The sequence below is a fragment of the Rhodophyticola sp. CCM32 genome (assembly GCF_004751985.1).
Classification (GTDB): domain Bacteria; phylum Pseudomonadota; class Alphaproteobacteria; order Rhodobacterales; family Rhodobacteraceae; genus Rhodophyticola.
On sequence record NZ_CP038492.1, the window covers coordinates 35,508 to 54,275 of the forward strand.

Sequence of the window (18,768 nt, forward strand, 5' to 3'; positions counted from 1 at the left end):
TGAATGAGGACCCCGATGCGCTTCACGCCCCCCCAGGCCAGCCATTTTATCAATGGTATATATGTCGAGGATAAATCGGGGGATCCGATCCCGGTGATCTATCCCGCCACGGGCGAGGTGCTGGCCACCCTTCACGCGGCGACGCCCGCGATTGTGGATCAGGCGCTGGAGAGTGCGAAAGCGGCGCAGAAAATCTGGGCCGGGGTCAGCGGGGCCGAACGGGGCCGTGTGCTGCGCCGGGCGGCAGAGATGATCCGAGCCGAGAACCGCGATCTGTCGGTGCTGGAAACCTATGACACGGGCAAACCCTTGCAGGAAACGCTGGTGGCCGATGCCGGTTCCGGCGCCGATGCGCTGGAATATTTCGGCGCGCTAGCCGCCAGCCTTACCGGAGAGCATATTGCGCTGCCCGGCGGGGATTTCGCCTATACAATCCGCGAGCCTCTGGGCGTTTGTGCCGGGCTTGGGGCCTGGAATTACCCCACGCAGATCGCCTGCTGGAAAGCGGCCCCGGCGCTGGCCTGTGGCAATGCGATGGTATTCAAACCGTCAGAGACCACGCCGCTTTGCGCGTTGAAAGTGGCCGAAATCCTGACCGAGGCGGGGGCGCCCCCGGGTCTGATGAATGTGATTCAGGGCTATGGCGCGGTTGGCGCGGCCTTGTCCACCGATCCAAGGGTGGCCAAGGTCTCGCTGACCGGCTCGGCTCCCACGGGGGCCAGGGTTTATGCGGCTGCGGCGGCGGGCATGAAACATGTGACGATGGAACTGGGCGGCAAATCCCCGCTTGTGATCTTCGAGGATGCGGATCTGGAAAACGCCGTCTCGGGCGCGATCATGGCGAATTTCTATTCCTCCGGTCAGGTCTGTTCCAACGGCACGCGGGTCTTCATGCAACGCGGTATCAAAGAGGCGTTTCTGGCCCGCCTGACCGCGCGCCTGTCAAACGCGGTGATCGGTGACCCGCTGGATGAGGCAACCAGCTTTGGCCCCCTGGTCTCCGAGGCGCAGATGAAAAAGGTTGAAGGCTACATCGCCACAGGTCTGGCCGAGGGCGCGCGTCTACTCACCGGTGGCAAACGCCTGAACAGAAGCGGGTTTTTCCTTGAACCCACCGTGTTCGCCGATGTCACCGATGACATGACCATCGCCCGGGAGGAGATTTTCGGCCCGGTGCTGAGCGTTCTGGATTTCGACAGCGAGACAGAGGTGATTGCCCGGGCCAATGCGACAGAATTCGGCCTGGCTGCGGGTGTTTTCACCCAGGATATCACCCGTGCGCATCGGGTGGTGCAAAGCTTCGAGGCGGGCACCTGTTATGTGAATTGCTACAATCTGGCCCCGGTCGAGGCCCCGTTTGGCGGGGTGAAAGCCTCGGGCGTGGGGCGTGAAAACTCCCGCGAGGCGCTGACCCATTATTCCCAGACCCGGACTGTCTACATTGCCATGGGTGATGTGGACGCCCCGTATTAGGGCGCTGATATGGAAGCGGATTTTGTCATAATCGGTGCGGGTTCGGCAGGGTGCGCCATGGCCTGCCGCCTGTCCGGGGCCGGGGCCTCGGTTCTGGTGATCGAGGCGGGCGGCAGCGATATCGGCCCCTTTATCCAGATGCCCGGCGCGCTCAGCTATCCGATGAATATGGCGCGCTATGACTGGGGCTTTCAGTCCGAGCCTGAGCCGCATCTGGGGGGCCGCCGCCTCGCCACTCCACGCGGCAAGGTGATTGGCGGCTCCAGCTCGATCAACGGGATGATCTATGTGCGCGGCCATGCCCGCGATTTCGATACCTGGGCCGAGATGGGCGCCGATGGCTGGAGCTATGCCGACGTGCTGCCCTATTTCAAACGGCAGGAGAATTGGCACCCCGGCCCGTTTGGCGGTGACCCGGCCTGGCGCGGAACTGACGGCCCGCTTCACGTCACCCGGGGCCCCCGGAAAAACCCGCTTTATCATGCCTTTGTCGAGGCGGGGCAGCAGGCGGGCTATCCAAAGACCGACGATTACAACGGGCATCAGCAAGAGGGATTCGGCCCGTTTGAGCAGACCGTCTGGCGCGGGCGGCGCTGGTCTGCGGCCAATGCCTATCTGCGCACGGCCCTGAAACGTGAGAATTGCGATCTGATACGGGCCGAGGCGCGCCGGGTGGTGATTGAAGAGGGCCGCGCCCTGGGGGTTGAGGTGATGCGTGGCGGGCAGGCACAGGTGATCCGCGCGCGCCGCGAGGTGATCCTTGCGGCCTCCTCCATCAACTCCCCCAAGCTGTTGATGTTGTCAGGCATCGGCCCGGCGGCGCATCTGGGGGAACATGGCATCCCGCTGGTCGCGGATCGCGCCGGTGTCGGCCAGAACCTTCAGGACCATCTGGAGCTTTACGTGCAGATGGCGGCCAGCCAGCCGATCACCCTTTACCGGCACTGGAACCTGCTGTCCAAGGCCGCCATCGGGGCGCAATGGCTTTTCACCAAGACCGGGCTTGGGTCTTCCAACCAGTTTGAATCCACCGGCTTCATCCGCTCCCGCGCCGGGGTTGAATACCCTGATATTCAGTTTCATTTCTTGCCGCTTGCGGTGCGCTATGACGGGAAGACGGCGGCAGAGGGCCACGGGTTTCAGGCCCATGTTGGCCCGATGCGCAGCCCCTCGCGCGGGCATATCAAACTGGCCTCGAACGACCCGATGGACCCGCCGAAAATCCTGTTCAACTACATGTCGACAGAACAGGACTGGCAGGATTTCCGGCGCTGCATCCGCCTGACCCGGGAGATATTCGCGCAAGACGCGTTCAAACCATATATGAAACATGAGATTCAGCCCGGCGCGGCCTTCCAGTCCGACGATGAACTGGACAGTGTCATTCGCGACCATACGGAAAGCGCCTATCACCCCTGCGGCACCGCGCGGATGGGGCGCCGCGATGACCCGATGGCGGTGGTGGACCCGGAATTGCGCGTGATCGGCGTTGACCGGCTGCGGCTTGCCGACAGTTCGACCTTTCCGCAGATCACCAATGGCAATCTGAATGCGCCCTCCATCATGGTGGGGGAGAAAGCGGCAGATCATATTCTGGGCAAAACGCCCTTGCCCCCCTCGAATGCAGAACCGTGGATGCACCCGGATTGGGAGGCCGCACAGCGTTAGAGCACCCTGCCGTTACCTTTGAGCCATGATCTATCGCCATTATTCCGGGAATGCCAAATTCCTGGGCTGGGGTAAGGGTTATGCAGGTATATGGCGGGGCGCGCAGGGTTTGCTCCTATGGCAAAAGGCTGGATGTGCCGCAAACCCCGCGCGGCGGAATTTTCGAGTTTTCCACCCCTCTGGCTCTTCTGGTTTTGGAAAGTGCTTTACCCAAATCAAACGCAAACCGCTTCATGGGCTGGCCTGCTAACGGAGCACGGAAATTGCAATCTCGCCATATGCGGGCAGGCAGGGCTGCTGACAGGTACTGTACATTTCTGTCTAGACATGTGGATTTTTCCGAAATAGCGTTTCCTGACCCATCGCTCAGGGAGGCTTGGCATGAATTCTCATTACAGGGTCGTGGTGATCGGCGGCGGGGTTGTCGGCGCATCGGTTCTTTACCATCTGGCGAAATTCGGCTGGTCCGATGTGTGCCTTCTGGAACGCTCGGTGCTGACGGCGGGGTCATCCTGGCATGCGGCAGGCGGGTTTCATGCCCTGAACGCAGACCCGAATATGGCGGCCCTTCAGGCCTATACGATTGATCTTCTGGAAGAGATTCAGGCGGAAAGCGGTCAGGATATCGGCCTGCACATGACCGGCGGCCTGACCATGGCGGGCACGCCTGACCGGTGGGAATGGCTGCAATCGGCATATCGCGTGTTCCAGTCCATCGGCATCGAAGATTGCCGTCTTGTCACACCGGAAGAGGCGGTGGAGCTGAACCCGATCATGTCGCCCGAGGGGCTTCTGGGGGGCATGTGGGCGGATCGTGAAGGCTATCTGGACACCACCGGCACGGTCCATGCCTATGCGGGTGCGGCCAGAAAACGGGGCGCTTCGGTCTTTGAACATACCAGGGTGGAAGAGCTGATCCAGACCGGGGATGGCTGGAAGATCATCACCGACAAGGGGGCCGTGACCTGCGAACATGTGGTCAATGCAGGCGGGCTCTGGGCCAAGCAGCTTGGCCGGATGGCGGGGCTGGACTTGCCCGTGTCGCCGCTGAAACATCATTACCTGATCTCCGACACGATCCCGACGCTCGACAAGATAGATTTCGAGGTGCCGATGACGGTTGATCTGGAAGGGTTCACCTATCTCAGGCAGGATCAGAAAGGCGTGTTGCTGGGTATCTATGAGGTTGATCATGAGCATTGGGCGATGGATGGCGCGCCCTGGGATTACGGGATGGAACTGTTTCAGGAGCAGACCGACCGGATCGAGAAAGAGCTGATCCTTGGATTTGAACGCTACCCCGCCTTGCAGAATGTGGGCGTGAAAACCTGGGTCAATGGCGCGTTCACCTTTTCGCCCGATGGCAACCCGCTGGTTGGCCCGGTTCCCGGCAAGCGGGGCTATTGGTGCGCCTGTGCGGTGATGGCGGGCTTCCTGCAAGGCGGTGGCGTTGGCAAATCGCTTGCCGAATGGATCATCGAGGGCGAACCCGAGGCCGATGTCTGGGCGATGGATGTGGCACGTTACGGGCCATGGGCGGAAAACAAGCGCTATATACGGGAGACGACGGGGCAGTTCTATTCCCGCCGGTTCGTGATGACCTACCCGAATGAACAATTGCCCGCAGGCCGCCCTTTGAAAACAGCCCCGGCCCATGACGCGATGACGGCGGCGGGCTGCAAATGGGGCGTTAGCTGGGACCTTGAAGTGCCGCTTTACTTCGCGCCGCCGGGATTTGAGGAAATGCCGACGCTGAAACGCTCAAACGCTTTTGATCTGGTGGCCGGAGAATGCCGGGCGATCCGTGAGGGTGTGGGCCTGCTCGATATCACCGGCTTTGCGCGCTATGAGGTCACCGGCCCGCAGGCAGAGGCCTGGCTGAACCGGATCATGGCCTCGAAACTGCCCGGGCCCGGGCGGGCGCGGCTGGCCCCGATGCTGTCAGAGACCGGCAAACTGAAAGGTGATCTGACCGTTTTCAACTGGGGGATGGCAGCTGGTGGATCATGGGCAGCTATTACCTGCGGCAATGGCATATGCGTTGGTTTGCAGATCATATAGAAGATAGCGTCCAGATCCGCGATCTGGGGGAAGAGGTCTGCGGCTTTGGCCTTGCCGGTCCGAAATCCCGCGCGGTTCTCGACAAACTGGCAGAGACCGATATCTCGGGCCTGCCCTTCATGGGCTGTATGAGCGCTGATATCGGCATGATCCGCGCCCGTATCGCGCGGATGTCGGTGACCGGCGAGTTGGGGTTCGAGATCAACTGCCGCTATGGCGACCATATCGCGTTGCGCCGGATGCTGCTGGAGGCAGGCGCCGGGGAGGGGCTGCGCGAATGCGGGTTCAATGCCATGCTGTCCACCCGGCTGGAAAAAAGCTTTGGCATCTGGAACGCGGAATTTACCCAAGGTTATACGCCCGGCATGACCGGAATGGACCGTTGGATCGACTGGGACAAACCCGGGTTCATCGGGCGCGACGCGGCCATCGCGGAACGGGACGGGAACGGCCCGGCGCAACTGCAGGTGACGTTGGAGATTGAGGCGGACGAGGCCGATGCCAGCGGGTTTGAACCGGTCTGGTCGCAGGCAGAGAAAGTTGGCTTTGTCACCTCGGGCGGGTACGGGCATCACACAGGCAAATCGCTGGCCATGGCACTGGTCAATCGCGATCACGCGGGCGAAGGCACGACGCTCAGCGTTCATGTGGTGGGGGTGGAGCGCCCCGCCACCGTCATCGCGCCCTCGCCCTATGACCCGACCGGGCAAACGATGCGCCTGTGACCCGTGCTGGCCGCAGGCGCGGGCGGGGGCCGCGCGGGACGCAACGGCAAAGCGCAAGGTCGATTACCGGCACCTGAAAAACCCGTTTCCCGTGATGGGCGTGTTTTCGGAAGACCGGGTTGAGGCGCTTCACGAAGCCGCGCTGGACATGCTGGAAACCCTTGGCATCAAGGTTCTGCTGCCCGAGGCCCGCGCGCTGTTCAAAGCCGGCGGTGCCCGGGTCGATGCCCCTGCCGAGATGGTGTTCATCGGCCGTGAGATGGTCACAGCGGCCCTAGACACGGCCCCCAAATCCATCCCGGTCAAGGCGGGCCATCCTGACCGCGACCTGACCCTTGAACTGGGCAATCTGATCTTCCAGCCGGGTGCGGGCGCCCCCCATGCGACGGATCTGGCCCGTGGCCGCCGTCCCGGCACGATCCGGGATTTTCGCGAGCTGACGCAACTGACCCAAAGCTTCGATGTGCTGCATATGGTGCCGCCCCTGATTGAACCACAGGATGCGCCCATTCATCTGCGCCATTACACCACGATGGAGGCACAGCTGACGCTTTCAGACAAGCTGCCCTTCGTGTTTTCCCGTGGCACGCCTCAGGTGCAGCAAAGCTTTGAAATGCTGCGGGATTTTCGCGGGCTGTCCGATGAGACGTTCCACGCCGATCCCCATTGCTATACGATCATCAACACCAATTCCCCGCGCCAGATTGACATTCCCATGGCCCAGGGGCTGATCGATTTTGCACGCGCCGGGCAGGTATCGATCGTCACGCCGTTTACGCTGATGGGGGCGATGGCGCCGATCACTGTGGCGGGTGCGATCACGCTCAGCCATGCGGAAGCCCTGGCCGCGATCACGCTGGCGCAACTGGCCCGGCCCGGCGCGCCGGTCTGCTATGGCACCTTCACCTCGAATGTCGATATGAAATCGGGTGCGCCTGCCTTCGGTACACCGGAACATATGAAAGCATCGCTGGCCGCCGGGCAATTGGCGCGCCGTCTGGGTCTGCCCTGGCGCTGTGCCAGCGGTTCGGCGGCCAATATCAACGATGCGCAGGCAGCCAATGAAACCCAGTTCGGCATCTGGGGGTGCCTGTTGGCCGGGGCCACCGTGGTCATTCATGCGGCGGGATGGCTGGAAGGCGGGCTGACAGTGTCTTATGAAAAGCTGATCACCGATATGGAGGTGTTGCAAATGGTGGCCGAGATTTGCGCCGGAACCGCCGCCGGAGAGGTGGAGATCGGGCTGGATGCCCTGGCCGAGGTGCAACCCGGCGGGCATTTTTTTGCCGCCGGTCAGACGATGGCGCGCTATCAGACCGAATTTTACGAACCGCTGGTGGCCGACTGGTCGAATTTCGGAACCTGGACGGAACGCGGCGCGCATGATGCCAACACCCGCGCCACCGGGGTCTGGCAGGACCGGCTGGCCAGGTTCACCCCACCTGCCACCGACCCGGACCGGATTGCGGCGCTGAATGCCTATATCCGCGCCAAAACCGCCGCAGGTGGCGCCCCACCGGAGAGTTGATATGGCCCGACCCCGCCCGTTCCATCGTGATGACCCTGACAGGGAACCGCTGATCGGCAATGTGAAAGTCACGCGCCAGGACTGGCTGAATGTGGCGTTGGATGCGCTGGTCTCTGACGGGGTGGATCAGGTGAAAGTGTTGGCGCTTGGGGAACGGCTTGGCGTGTCCCGGTCCAGCTTTTACTGGTATTTCAACTCTCGCCAGGATCTGCTGGATGCGCTGCTGGACCATTGGGAAAAGACCAATACGGCAGCGCTGGTGCAACTGGCCGGGGCCGAGGCGGCAACAGTGACTGGCGCTGTCTGCAATGTCTTTCGCGCGGTGGTGAACCCGGCATTGTTCGATATCACCTTTGATTTTGCAGTGCGCCACTGGGCGCGCCGGTCCGGGGCGGTGCGCCGGGTGCTTGACCGGTCCGATGCGCTGCGGCTTGAGGCGCTGACCGCCATGTTCGCGCGCTATGACTATCCCCCGGTCGAGGCGCTGACCCGGGCGCGGGTGCTCTATTACATGCAGATCGGCTATAATGATGCGGATCTGCGGGAACCGATTGAAGAGCGGCTGAAACTGGTGCCGGTGTATCTTTACATTTTTACAGGCCGCCAGCCCCAACCGGATGAGATTGTGGATTTCACGCGCTTCGCCCGCACCATCGAGACAGGAGAGGCACCATGACCCAACCGGATGTCATCATCATCGGAACCGGGGTGATCGGGGCCGCGGTGGCTTATGAAATGTCGAAAGCCGGGTGGAAAACCCTGTCGCTGGATCGCAATACACAGGCCGGCCACGGGTCCACCGCCGGGTCCTGCGCGGTCATCCGCATGCATTATTCCACCTTCGAAGGCACCGCATTCGCCTGGGAAGGGTATCATTACTGGCGCGATTGGGCGGCGTATCTGGGCCTGACGGATGGGGCTGATCTGGCGCAGTTTCGCGAGGTCGGATGCCTGGTGATGAAGGCGGAGGCAAATGGCGGTCTTGCCAAACATATGCGCTATTCCGCAGCACTGAACTGCCCGTTCGAGGAATGGAGCACCGAAGAGGTAAAGCGCCGCCTGCCGATCTATTAGATGGAAAGTTTCGCACCTGCCAAACCTCTGGATGACCCGGATTTCGGGCAGCCCAATGGCAGGCATCTGGACGGGGCCGTGTTCTGGCCCAATGGTGGCTATGTCACTGACCCGGCGCTGAGCGCGCAAAACCTGCTGGATGCGGCGCGCCGGTTCGGGGCCAGGGTGAAAACCGGGGTGGAGGTGGTCGGGATTCTGCAGAAAAACGCACGGGCCGCCGGGGTGAAGCTGGCCGATGGCAGCGAAATACACGCGCCCGTGGTGATCAATGTGGCCGGTCCCGGGTCCTCCCATATCAATGCGCTGGCGGGGGTGCTGGAGGATATGACCATCCAGACCCGGCCCCTGCGCCAGGAGGTTGCCCATGTGCCCGCGCCCGGAGGGTTCGATTTTGAGGTGGATGGCTGCATCATCTCGGACAGTGACATCGCGCTTTATGTCCGGCCGGAACATGGCAACCATATCCTGATCGGGTCCGAAGACCCGGCCTGTGACCCCCATATCTGGGCCGACAGTGATACCCGTTATAACCGCGATTTCACCGATCAGTGGACTACACAGGCGATGCGCTATGCCCAACGGGTGCCATCGCTTGGTATCCCGTCACAGACGCGCGGTGTGGTCGATCTTTATGATGCCTCCACCGACTGGATACCAATCTATGACCGGCCCAGCCTGCCGGGGTTCTACATGGCCTGCAGGACCAGCGGAAACCAGTACAAGAACGCGCCGATTGCGGGCAAGATGATGGCGGCTTTGGTGGCCTATTGCGAGGGCGGGGCAGACCATGATGCCACCCCGCTGCAATTCACCCTGCCCTATATCGGGCAGGATATTGATGTCGGCTTCTACGCGCGCAACCGCCCGATCAATGATGAAAGCAGCTTTTCGGTGCTTGGTTAAAGCGTTTTGCGTTTTATATGAGGCAACCGCATCGAAAACCGCGTTCGACCCGAAGGCGAGAGGCCGCGGGTTTCGGTAAAGATCAAACGCAAACCGCTATAGGCGTCGTTTCTGGTGCGCTTCCCGCAGCCCCCCTTGCGCGGAGGTTTTGATCGACGATGGCGGCGCGGTCCATGTGGGTTTGTCCTTTCAGAAGAACGCCTGCAGCCCGGTCTGTGCGCGGCCGAGGATCAGGGCATGGACGTCATGGGTGCCTTCATAGGTGTTGACGGTTTCCAGGTTCTGGGCGTGGCGCATGACGTGGTATTCCGCCATGATCCCGTTGCCGCCATGCATGTCGCGGGCGGCCCGGGCGATCTCAAGCGCCTTGCCGCAATTGTTGCGTTTGATCAGGCTGATGATCTCGGGGGCGCATGTGCCCTCTTCCAGCATCCGGCCGGCGCGCAGCGCGCCCTGCAGGCCAAGCGCGATCTCGGTCTGCATATCGGCCAGTTTCTTCTGGAACAGCTGCGTCTGCGCCAGGGGCCGGTTGAACTGCACCCGGTTCAGCCCGTAATCCCGCGCCCGGTGCCAGCAATCCTCGGCCGCCCCCATCGCCCCCCAGGCAATGCCGAACCGTGCCCGGTTCAGGCAGCCGAACGGGCCTTTCAGCCCCTCGATACCGGGCAGAAGCGCGTCTTCGCCCACCTCCACATTGTTCATCACGATCTCTCCGGTGACCGAGGCGCGGAGCGACAGCTTGCCGCCGATCTTCGGCGCCGACAGGCCCGCCATGCCCTTTTCCAGCACAAAGCCCCGGATCCTGCCGCCATGGGCCTCGGATTTTGCCCAGACCAGGAAGACATCGGCAATCGGGCTGTTGGAGATCCACATTTTGGCGCCGTTCAGCAGATAGCCGCCTTCGGTTTTACTCGCTATGGTCTTCATCCCCGCCGGGTCGCTGCCCGCCTCCGGTTCGGTCAGCCCGAAACAGCCGATAAGCGTGCCCGCCGCGAGGCCGGGGAGGTATTTTTGTCTTTGCTCTTCAGAGCCATAGGCGTGGATCGGGTACATCACCAGCGAGGATTGCACCGACATCATCGAGCGGTAGCCGCTGTCGACCCGTTCCACCTCGCGGGCCACCAGCCCATAGCTGACATAGCCCGCCCCAAGCCCGCCATAGGCCTCGGGGATGGTCACCCCCAACAGGCCCATCCCGCCCATCTCGGCAAAGATCTCAGGCGCGATGACCTCCTCCAGATAGGCCTCGGTCACAAGCGGCTGCAACTTGTCCGCCGCAAACTCCCGCGCCGCATCCGCAAGCATCCGCTCCTCCCCGCTCAACTGATCCGGCAGATGAAACGGATCACCCCATTCAAAAGGCGCTAGCGAAGGACCGGTATGGCGGGTTTGTCCGTCTGGCATGATCTTTCTCCCTGGATCGTATATGCCGTCACTGTGCAGGATTGGCGGGACGAACCCAAGCCCGATCTGACGCTGCGTTACGGGTTGCATGGCGCTTGCCGCCATCCCACCGCGCCTCTACGCTTGGCCATATGAGGGAGCCTCCCATGTGGGTATTTATGAAAGCGCGTCATGCGCCCTGACAGCCATCTGCCCAGGGCTTTGCGGGGCCTTCGTATTCCTGCCGTGGCCGCGCCGATGTTCATTGTCTCGGTGCCTGATCTGGTGATTGCCCAGTGCAAGGCCGGGATCATCGGCAGTTTCCCGGCGCTGAATGCCCGCGAGGCGGCGGGCGAGCCCCCGATGCTGGAGGTCTGGCTGCGCCGGATTACCGAGGCGCTGGACGCGCATAATCAGGCCCATCCCGACCATCCCGCAGCCCCTTTCGCGGTCAACCAGATCGTCCATCGCTCCAACACCCGGCTTGAGCGGGATATCGAGATCTGCGCCCGCTGGAAGGTGCCGGTCTGGATCACCTCGCTTGGGGCGCGGGTCGAGGTGAACGAGGCCGCCCATTCCTGCGGTGGCATCGCGCTGCATGACATCATCAACAACCGGTTCGCCCGCAAGGCGATCGACAAGGGCGCGGATGGGTTGATTGCCGTCTCTGCCGGGGCGGGGGGACATGCGGGGCCGCAGAACCCCTTTGCCCTGATCACCGAAATCCGCAGCTGGTTTGACGGCCCGCTATTGCTGTCAGGCGCGATTGCCACCGGCCAGGCGATCCTTGCCGCACAGGTGGCCGGTGCCGATCTGGGCTATATCGGGTCGCCCTTCATCGCCACGGAAGAGGCGAATGCGGTGCCTGAATACAAACAGATGATTGTCGAGGGCGGGGCCGAGGATATCGTCACCTCCTCGCTGTTCACCGGGGTGTCCGGCAATTATCTGAAACCCTCCATCGCCCGGGCGGGTATGGACCCGGAGACCCTGCCGGGGGCGGAGGTCTCTTCGATGTCCTTCAGCGAGGGGTCGTCGAAACCGAAAGCCTGGAAAGAGATCTGGGGCTCAGGGCAGGGGATTGGCGCCGTGGAGGCGGTGACACCGGCGGCCATGCTGATCGACCGGCTGGTCCGGGAATATGACGCGGCGCTGGACGGTGTCACGCGCGTTGCGGAAGGGAGATCATAGATGGATCTGGGATTGAGTGACCGTGTCCGCCCGTTGGTGGAACAGGTCCGTCGGATGGTGATGGAAGAGATCGCGCCGCTGGATGCGGAATATGAGGCCGAGGTGGGCAAGCACCCTTCGGGCGACCGGTTTCAGCACACGGTGCGGCAGTTGGAAATATTGTCGTCCCTGAAGGCCAGGGCGAAAGAGCGGGGGCTGTGGAATTTCTGGCTGACCGACAGCGCGAAGGGTTTTGGTCTGTCCACGGTCGAATATGCCTATCTGGCCGAGGAGATGGGCAAGATCGGGATCGCGGCAGAGGTGTTCAACTGCAACGCGCCTGATACCGGCAATATGGAGGTGCTGGAACGGTATGGCACCGAGGCCCAGAAGGCGCGCTGGCTGCCCGGTCTGCTGGAGGGTGTCACCCGGTCGGCCTATCTGATGACCGAGCCGGATGTGGCCTCTTCCGACGCGACGCAGATCAGTCTTTCGGCGGTTCGCGACGGGGGGCATTACCGGCTCAATGGCGAGAAATACTGGGCCTCCGGCGCCGGTGATCCGCGTTGCGCCCTTTATATCGTGATGACCTGCACAGATGCAGGGGCCGAGAAACACAAGCGCCATACGATGATGCTGGTGCCCTCCGATGCGGACGGGATCGAGGTGCTGCGCTCGATGCAGGTCTACCACACGGATGACGCGCCCCATGGGCATATGCATATCCGGTTTACCGATGTGCAGGTGCCGCTGGCGGATGTGGTTCTGGAGGAGGGGCGCGGGTTCGAGGTGGCGCAGGGCCGTCTGGGCCCCGGGCGTATCCACCATTGCATGCGCGCCATCGGACAGGCGGAATATGCGCTGGAACTGATGTGTCGCCGGGCCCTGACCCGCGAGGCCTTTGGCAAACCGCTGGCGCAACTGGGCGCCAATCATGACATCATCGCCAATGCGCGGATGCAGATCGAGATGACGCGGCTTTTATGTCTGAAAACCGCGTGGATCATGGACACGCAGGGCGTGCGTGCAGCACAGCCCTGGATTTCCAAGATCAAGGTGGCCGCACCGCTGATGGCGCTGAAAGTGGTGGATGAGGCGGTGCAGATGCATGGCGCTTCGGGCCTCAGCCAGGATTTTCCCCTTGGCGCGATGTGGACAAGGCTGCGCACCCTGCGGCTGGCCGATGGGCCGGATGCGGTCCACAGACGGCAGGTCGCCCGGGCGGAACTGCGCAAATACAGCAATCAGACCTGATGCGCGCGCCGGGGCTGGATCTGGAGGCGGTCGCGGGGTGGATGCGGGCCCATGTGGCGGGGTTTCAGGGCCCGGTTCAGGCCCGGAAATTCGAACTGGGGCAGTCGAACCCGACCTATCTGTTGGAGGCCCGGTCCGGGCGCTATGTGTTGCGTCGCAAGCCTTTGGGAAAGCTGTTGAAATCCGCCCATGCGGTGGATCGGGAATTTCGGGTGCAGCAGGCGCTTTCCGGGTCCGATGTGCCGGTGGCCCGGATGATTGCCCTTTGTGAAGACGCCAGCGTGATCGGTTCGGATTTCTATGTGATGGATTTCGTGGCAGGGCGCAGTTTCGATGACCCGCGTTTGCCTGATCTGGCGCGTGCCGAACGGGCGGCTGTTTTTGAACAGATGGGCCGGGTTCTGGCGGCGATCCATTCGGTGGATATCGATGCTGTGGGCCTGTCTGATTATGGTCCGCGCGGGGCCTATTACCCGCGTCAGATCGACCGTTGGACCCGGCAGTACCGGGCCTCTGCCACCACGGATATTCCGCAGATGGAGGCGTTGATCACCTGGCTGGAGCGGACCTGCCCCGAAGAGGATGGTCGCGCCTGTCTTGTCCATGGGGATTACCGGCTGGACAATCTGCTGTTTGCCCCGGACAGGCCACAGGTTCTGGCGGTTCTGGATTGGGAATTGTCGACGATTGGTCATCCTTTCGCCGATCTGGCGGCTGTGATCATGCAATGGCAGATGCCCCCGGGCCGGGAGGGGCGCGGGCTGGCAGGGGTGGATCGCGCGGCAGCGGGCCTGCCCCCGGATGAGGATTTTGTCGCGGCGTATTGCGCGCGCATGGGTCTGCCGGGGATCGGGAATTTCGGGTTCTATGTGGCCTTCTGTTTCTTCCGCATGGCGGCGATCCTGCAAGGTGTGATGAAACGCGCGCTGGACGGAACCGCATCAGACCCGGAACAGGGCCGGAAGCTGGGCGCGCTGGTGCCGGAATTTGCCCGGGGCGGGCTGCGTGCGGCGGGCATGGCTGAGGACTGAGGCCGGGGGGATGCCGTGGGGGCCAGCCCCCACACCCCCCGGCGTATTTTCAACAAGAAGAAGGGGGCGGCGCGTTAACCCGGTTAGGGTTATGGTGTGGATTGCAGGCCGGCCATGACCCGTTCCAGATGGGTATCCGTGTCGCCCAGTTGATGGTCGATCATGATCAGGCGTTTGGCGTAATGGGAGGCGGGGTATTCCCAGGTCATCGCGATGCCGCCCTGCATCTGGATACTGTCCTCGGCCACCAGTTTTGCGGTGCGGCCAATCAGGTTCTTGGCCATGGAAACCGTGCGGGATTGCAGGCCCGTGCCCATGCGGGAGGCGGCGAGGATGGTGATCGAGCGGGCTTGTTCGATCTCGATGGCCAGGTCCACGGCGCGATGTTGCAGGGCCTGGAACGTGCCGATCGGGCGGCCGAATTGTTTGCGGGTCTTGAGATAGTCGATCAGCAGGGCATTTGCCGTATCCATCGCCCCGACAGCCTCGGCAGAAAGCGCAAGCGCGCCCCAGTCAAGCGCATCCTGCAAGGCGGTATCGGCCGTGTCGAGGGTGAGGGTTGCGGGGCTGTGGTCGAGAAACACCTCGCCCGCGCCGCCGCCATCAATCATGCCATAGGGGGTGATCCGGGCATCGTCTGATGCAACCCGGAAGACGCCCAGACCCCCGGCATGGCGGGCCGCGACCAGAAGGGTGTTGGCCGCCTGTGCGCCATAAACCACGGATTTACGACCAGTGATCTGCCAGCTTGCCCCGGATTTCACAGCTTCGGTGGTGATCCCGTCCAGCGCATAAGGCGCGTCAACCTCTCCCATCGCGACGCCATAGCGGGTGCCGCCGGACAGAAGCGGTTCCAAATCCGCCTGCGCGGCCAGCAGAAGCCGGGCGGCCAGAAGTTGCGGCAGGATCGGTTCAGGGCAAAGCGCGCGTCCGAGTTGTTCGAACACGGTGACCACGTCAAACCCGGTGCCGCCGAACCCGCCCCGATCCTCCGGCGCAAGCGCATAAAGCACGCCCAGTTCGGCCAGATCATTCCATTTTGACGGGTCATGGAACGGGGCCTCATAGGCCATTTTGTTGCGATGGGTGATGCCATATTGATCACTCAGAAACCGGCCCAGACTGTCGGCCAGCATCCGGCGGCCTTCGGATATCTCGAAATCCATCAGCCCATCATTCCCTTGGTCAGAATGTTTTTCTGGATCTCGTTCGAGCCGCCATAGATCGAGATTTTGCGGTTATTGAAATAGCTGGCTGCATTGGCCGCGTGATCTTCGGGCACAGGCGCGGCGTTCCCGTCCAGTGCTTCGGAGGGGAAGGGCGCGGCGGCGGGGCCAAGGGCGCGGCGGGCCAGATCATTGATTGTCTGGCGGATCACCGTGCCCTTGATTTTCAGCATGGAGGTTTCCGGGCCAGGCGCGCCTTTCTTCTGCGCCTCCGAGAGCATGCGCAGATTGGTGAGTTTCATCGCCTCCAGATCAATGTCCACTTCCGCCAGTCTGGCGGCAAAAAGCGGTGAGTCGATCAGACGTTTGCCGCCGCGTGTGATTTGCGTAGCCAGCGATTTGAGCTGTTCAAGCGCCTGCACGGAAAACCCCACCCCGGCGATATTGCTGCGTTCATGCAGCAGCAGATATTTGGCGATGGTCCAGCCCATGTTTTCCTCCCCCACCAGATTGGACGCCGGCACGCGGGTATCGGTGAAGAAGACCTCATTGACCTCATACCCGCCTTCGATCAGGCGAATGGGGCGCATCTCGATCCCCGGTATGTCGAGGTCGACCAGAATAAAGCTGATACCTGCCTGCGGTTTGCCCCCGGTGCCGGTGCGGACCAGACAGAAAATGCGATTGGCATGCTGGCCAAGCGTGGTCCAGGTTTTCTGGCCATTGATGATATAATCCTCACCGTCACGGGTGGCGCGGGTCTTCAGGCTTGCCAGATCGCTGCCTGCACCGGGTTCGGAATAGCCCTGACACCACCAGTCGCGCCCGTCGAGGATGCGGGGCAGATAGTCCGCCTGCTGTTCCGGGGTGCCGAATTTCAACAGCACCGGACCCAGCATTTTCAACCCGAAGGGGACGATGCGCGGGGCAAAGGCGCGGCAGCATTCTTCCTCAAAGATATGTTGCTGAACCGCCGACCAGTCGCAGCCGCCATGGTCCTTCGGCCAGGTCGCGGCCAGCCAGCCTTTGGCGTTCAGAATGGCGTGCCAGCGTTCCATATCGGCTTTGGTCAGGCTGGCCTGGCGGCGCACCTTGTCAGACAGGTCCCGGGGCAGGTCGGTCTTCAGGAAGGCCCGCACCTCGGCCTCGAACGCCTGTTCCTCGGGGGAATATCTCAGATCCATTTACGCCTCCCGGTTCAGATCGGCAAAGTTGCTGCCATCCTCCGCCATGCGGTGCAGGATAGCAGGGACCTGCCAGAAATGCGCGTCTTCCTCTGCGTAGGACTGGATGCGGGTGAGGATCTGGCGGGCCCCAAGCGTGTCGGCATACTGCAGCGGGCCGCCAAGGTGGCGGGGGAAGCCATAGCCGAAAAGAAACACCGCATCAACGTCGATCGGGCGCAGGGCGATACCATCCTCGACCACGCGGGCGGCTTCGGAAATCATCGCGGTCATATAGCGGGCGATGATCTCCTCATCGGTGAATGGGCGCGGGGTGATCCCATGGGCGGCACGCTCAGCCGTGATCAGGGGGGCGATGTCCGGGTTCGGGCCGGTTTTGTCGCCGTAGAGATAGAAGCCCCTGCCGGTTTTGCGGCCCAGCCATCCGGCCTCACACATCCGGTCGGCCACGGTGACATACCGCTCAGCCCCGGGGCGTGTGGGGGCCAGACGTTTGCGGGTGGCCCAGCCAATGTCGAGACCTGCGAGATCAGACACTTCGAACGGCCCCATGGCAAAGCCGAAGCGGCGCACGGCGCTGTCGATCTGATCGGGGGTGGCGCCGTCCAGCATCAGATAATCGGCGGCCTTGCGATAATGGTTCATGACCCGGTTGCCGATGAACCCGTCGCAGACACCGGCGCGGACCGCGATTTTTTTCAGGCGTTTGGCCAGGGCAAAGCCGGTGGCGACAGTCTCGGGGCTGGTTTTGTCGCCGACCACAACCTCCAGCAGGCGCATCACATGGGCGGGAGAGAAGAAATGCAGGCCAATCACATTCTCGGGCAGGGTGGCGTTTGCGGCGATGTCGTTCAGATCAAGATAAGAGGTGTTGCTGGCCAGAATCGCATCGGGGCAGATCGCCTGCATCTGGTCGATGATCTGCTTTTTGACCTCCATATCCTCATAGGCGGCCTCGATGATCAGATCGGCGGTTTTCAATGCGGTCATTTCAGTGCTGGTGGTCAGGGCGATGGCGGCGCGTCTTTCAGCGGAAAGCTTGCCGCGTTTGACGGCCCCGTCGAGATTCTTGGCAATTGTGGTCTCCCCGCGTTCCAGCGCCTCGGGGAATTTTTCCACCAGGGTGACGGGATATCCGGCCAGAAGACAGGCAGTGGCGATGCCCGCGCCCATGGTGCCCGCGCCGATAACGCCGATTTTACCGATCTCGCGGGCGGGCGCGCTGGCTTCGGGGATTTTGGCAACCGCGCGTTCGGCAAAGAAGGCATGGATCAGCCCGGCGCGTTGCGGGCTGTCCAGGCAGTCCTGGAACAGGGCCCGTTCGATCGCCAGCCCTTCCTCCAGTGGCAAAATGCTTGCGGCAATGGCTTTGACGCAGCGATGGGGGGCGAAAAGATGGGTCTGGGTCTTTTGCAGCCGGGCGGCGGCCTCGGCGATGGCGGTCTCATCGGGGGTGGTGACCAGATCGGCGCTGCGGCGGGTGGGCAGGGTGCCGTTGCGCACATCACTGGCAGCTTGCAGGGCCAGATCGCGGGGGGGCCATCGGCGATGCGGTCCACCAGACCAAGCGACAGGGCGGTGTCGGCGCTGATATGTTTGCCGCTGGTGATCAGTTCCAGCGCGGCGGGGATACCGATCAGGCGCGGGGTGCGCTGGGTGCCGCCGGCACCGGGCAGAATGCCAAGCGTGACCTCGGGCAGGCCGATGACGATACCCGGCAAGGCAATCCGGGCATGGGTGGCCAGCGCAACCTCAAGCCCGCCGCCAAGGGCCGCGCCATGCAGAATGGACAGGACCGGCGTGGTGCACTCCTCGATCCGCCTGCAAAGCGCGGGCAGCCAGGGGTCGGCAGGGGGTTTGCCAAACTCGCGGATATCGGCGCCCGCGATAAAGCTGCGGCCGGTGCCGTAAAGCGCGATAATGTCGATACCGGGCTCTGCCTCCAGCGTTTCAACCGCGTCCCAGACCCCTTTGCGCAGGGCGGCGCTGGCCGCGTTGACCGGCGGGTTGTTCAGCGCGATCAGGCCGGTTGTGCCGACCCGTTCCATGGCAACCACATCGCTCATCTTCATCCTCCCCCGTTCGGGACGTATCCCGCCCGTCCTGCCGCGAATTGTCAACCGCTTGGTCGGGAATAGATTGCCAAGG

General features: G+C 62.6%; 12 protein-coding genes and 2 pseudogenes. 9 read left to right on the top strand and 5 right to left on the bottom strand.

The window, feature by feature from the left end; translation table 11 throughout:
• The first annotated feature begins 3 nt into the window (after nt 1–3).
• From betB to E2K80_RS00220, 6 genes and pseudogenes are all read left to right on the top strand, one after another.
• Entirely contained in the window at nt 4–1,473 is a 1,470-nt protein-coding gene (betB, locus tag E2K80_RS00195) for a betaine-aldehyde dehydrogenase (RefSeq protein ID WP_443216540.1), read from the top strand.
• Between the two features lie 9 nt (nt 1,474–1,482).
• Complete coding sequence (gene betA, locus E2K80_RS00200; RefSeq protein ID WP_135371650.1) at nt 1,483–3,141, top strand: choline dehydrogenase; 1,659 nt, start codon at nt 1,483–1,485, stop codon at nt 3,139–3,141.
• A 381-nt stretch (nt 3,142–3,522) separates the two neighbouring features.
• A pseudogene (locus E2K80_RS00205) lies at nt 3,523–5,927 on the top strand (GcvT family protein).
• A complete protein-coding gene (locus tag E2K80_RS00210) occupies nt 5,896–7,455 on the top strand; it encodes a trimethylamine methyltransferase family protein (RefSeq protein ID WP_135371653.1) in 1,560 nt (519 codons plus the stop codon). Before E2K80_RS00205 ends, E2K80_RS00210 begins: the two are co-directional and overlap by 32 nt.
• Before the next feature lies 1 nt (nt 7,456).
• Complete coding sequence (locus E2K80_RS00215) at nt 7,457–8,131, top strand: TetR/AcrR family transcriptional regulator (RefSeq protein ID WP_135371655.1); 675 nt, start codon at nt 7,457–7,459, stop codon at nt 8,129–8,131.
• Nucleotides 8,128–9,432, top strand: a pseudogene (locus tag E2K80_RS00220) (NAD(P)/FAD-dependent oxidoreductase). Before E2K80_RS00215 ends, E2K80_RS00220 begins: the two are co-directional and overlap by 4 nt.
• A gap of 189 nt (nt 9,433–9,621) precedes the next feature.
• On the opposite strand, the gene E2K80_RS00225 reads toward E2K80_RS00220, so the two are convergent.
• Entirely contained in the window at nt 9,622–10,836 is a 1,215-nt protein-coding gene (locus E2K80_RS00225) for an acyl-CoA dehydrogenase (RefSeq protein WP_135371657.1), read from the bottom strand.
• Between the two features lie 171 nt (nt 10,837–11,007).
• Between E2K80_RS00225 and E2K80_RS00230 the strand changes: the two genes are divergently transcribed.
• The 3 genes from E2K80_RS00230 to E2K80_RS00240 are packed head-to-tail and all read left to right on the top strand — an operon-like array spanning nt 11,008 to nt 14,270.
• Complete coding sequence (locus tag E2K80_RS00230) at nt 11,008–12,006, top strand: NAD(P)H-dependent flavin oxidoreductase (RefSeq protein WP_135371659.1); 999 nt, start codon at nt 11,008–11,010, stop codon at nt 12,004–12,006.
• On the top strand, nt 12,007–13,239 hold the full coding sequence (locus E2K80_RS00235; protein ID WP_135371661.1) for an acyl-CoA dehydrogenase family protein: 1,233 nt from the start codon (nt 12,007–12,009) through the stop codon (nt 13,237–13,239).
• A complete protein-coding gene (locus E2K80_RS00240; protein WP_135371663.1) occupies nt 13,239–14,270 on the top strand; it encodes a phosphotransferase family protein in 1,032 nt (343 codons plus the stop codon). Before E2K80_RS00235 ends, E2K80_RS00240 begins: the two co-directional genes overlap by 1 nt.
• 89 nt (nt 14,271–14,359) lie before the next feature.
• Here E2K80_RS00240 and E2K80_RS00245 read toward each other — a convergent pair whose 3' ends face one another.
• The 4 genes from E2K80_RS00245 to E2K80_RS19890 all read right to left on the bottom strand — a co-directional run bounded on the left by E2K80_RS00245 (nt 14,360) and on the right by E2K80_RS19890 (nt 18,686).
• Nucleotides 14,360–15,436 carry an acyl-CoA dehydrogenase family protein gene (locus E2K80_RS00245; protein WP_135371665.1) on the bottom strand — a complete coding sequence of 359 codons (1,077 nt, stop codon included), beginning with the start codon at nt 15,434–15,436 and terminating at the stop codon, nt 14,360–14,362.
• Nucleotides 15,436–16,620, bottom strand: coding sequence for an acyl-CoA dehydrogenase family protein (locus tag E2K80_RS00250; protein ID WP_135371667.1), 1,185 nt, complete (start codon nt 16,618–16,620; stop codon nt 15,436–15,438). Before E2K80_RS00250 ends, E2K80_RS00245 begins: the two co-directional genes overlap by 1 nt.
• Nucleotides 16,621–17,793, bottom strand: coding sequence for a 3-hydroxyacyl-CoA dehydrogenase (locus E2K80_RS19885; RefSeq protein ID WP_338014609.1), 1,173 nt, complete (start codon nt 17,791–17,793; stop codon nt 16,621–16,623). It lies immediately after the preceding gene.
• A gap of 98 nt (nt 17,794–17,891) precedes the next feature.
• On the bottom strand, nt 17,892–18,686 hold the full coding sequence (locus E2K80_RS19890; RefSeq protein ID WP_338014568.1) for an enoyl-CoA hydratase/isomerase family protein: 795 nt from the start codon (nt 18,684–18,686) through the stop codon (nt 17,892–17,894).
• Nucleotides 18,687–18,768: the final 82 nt, after the last annotated feature.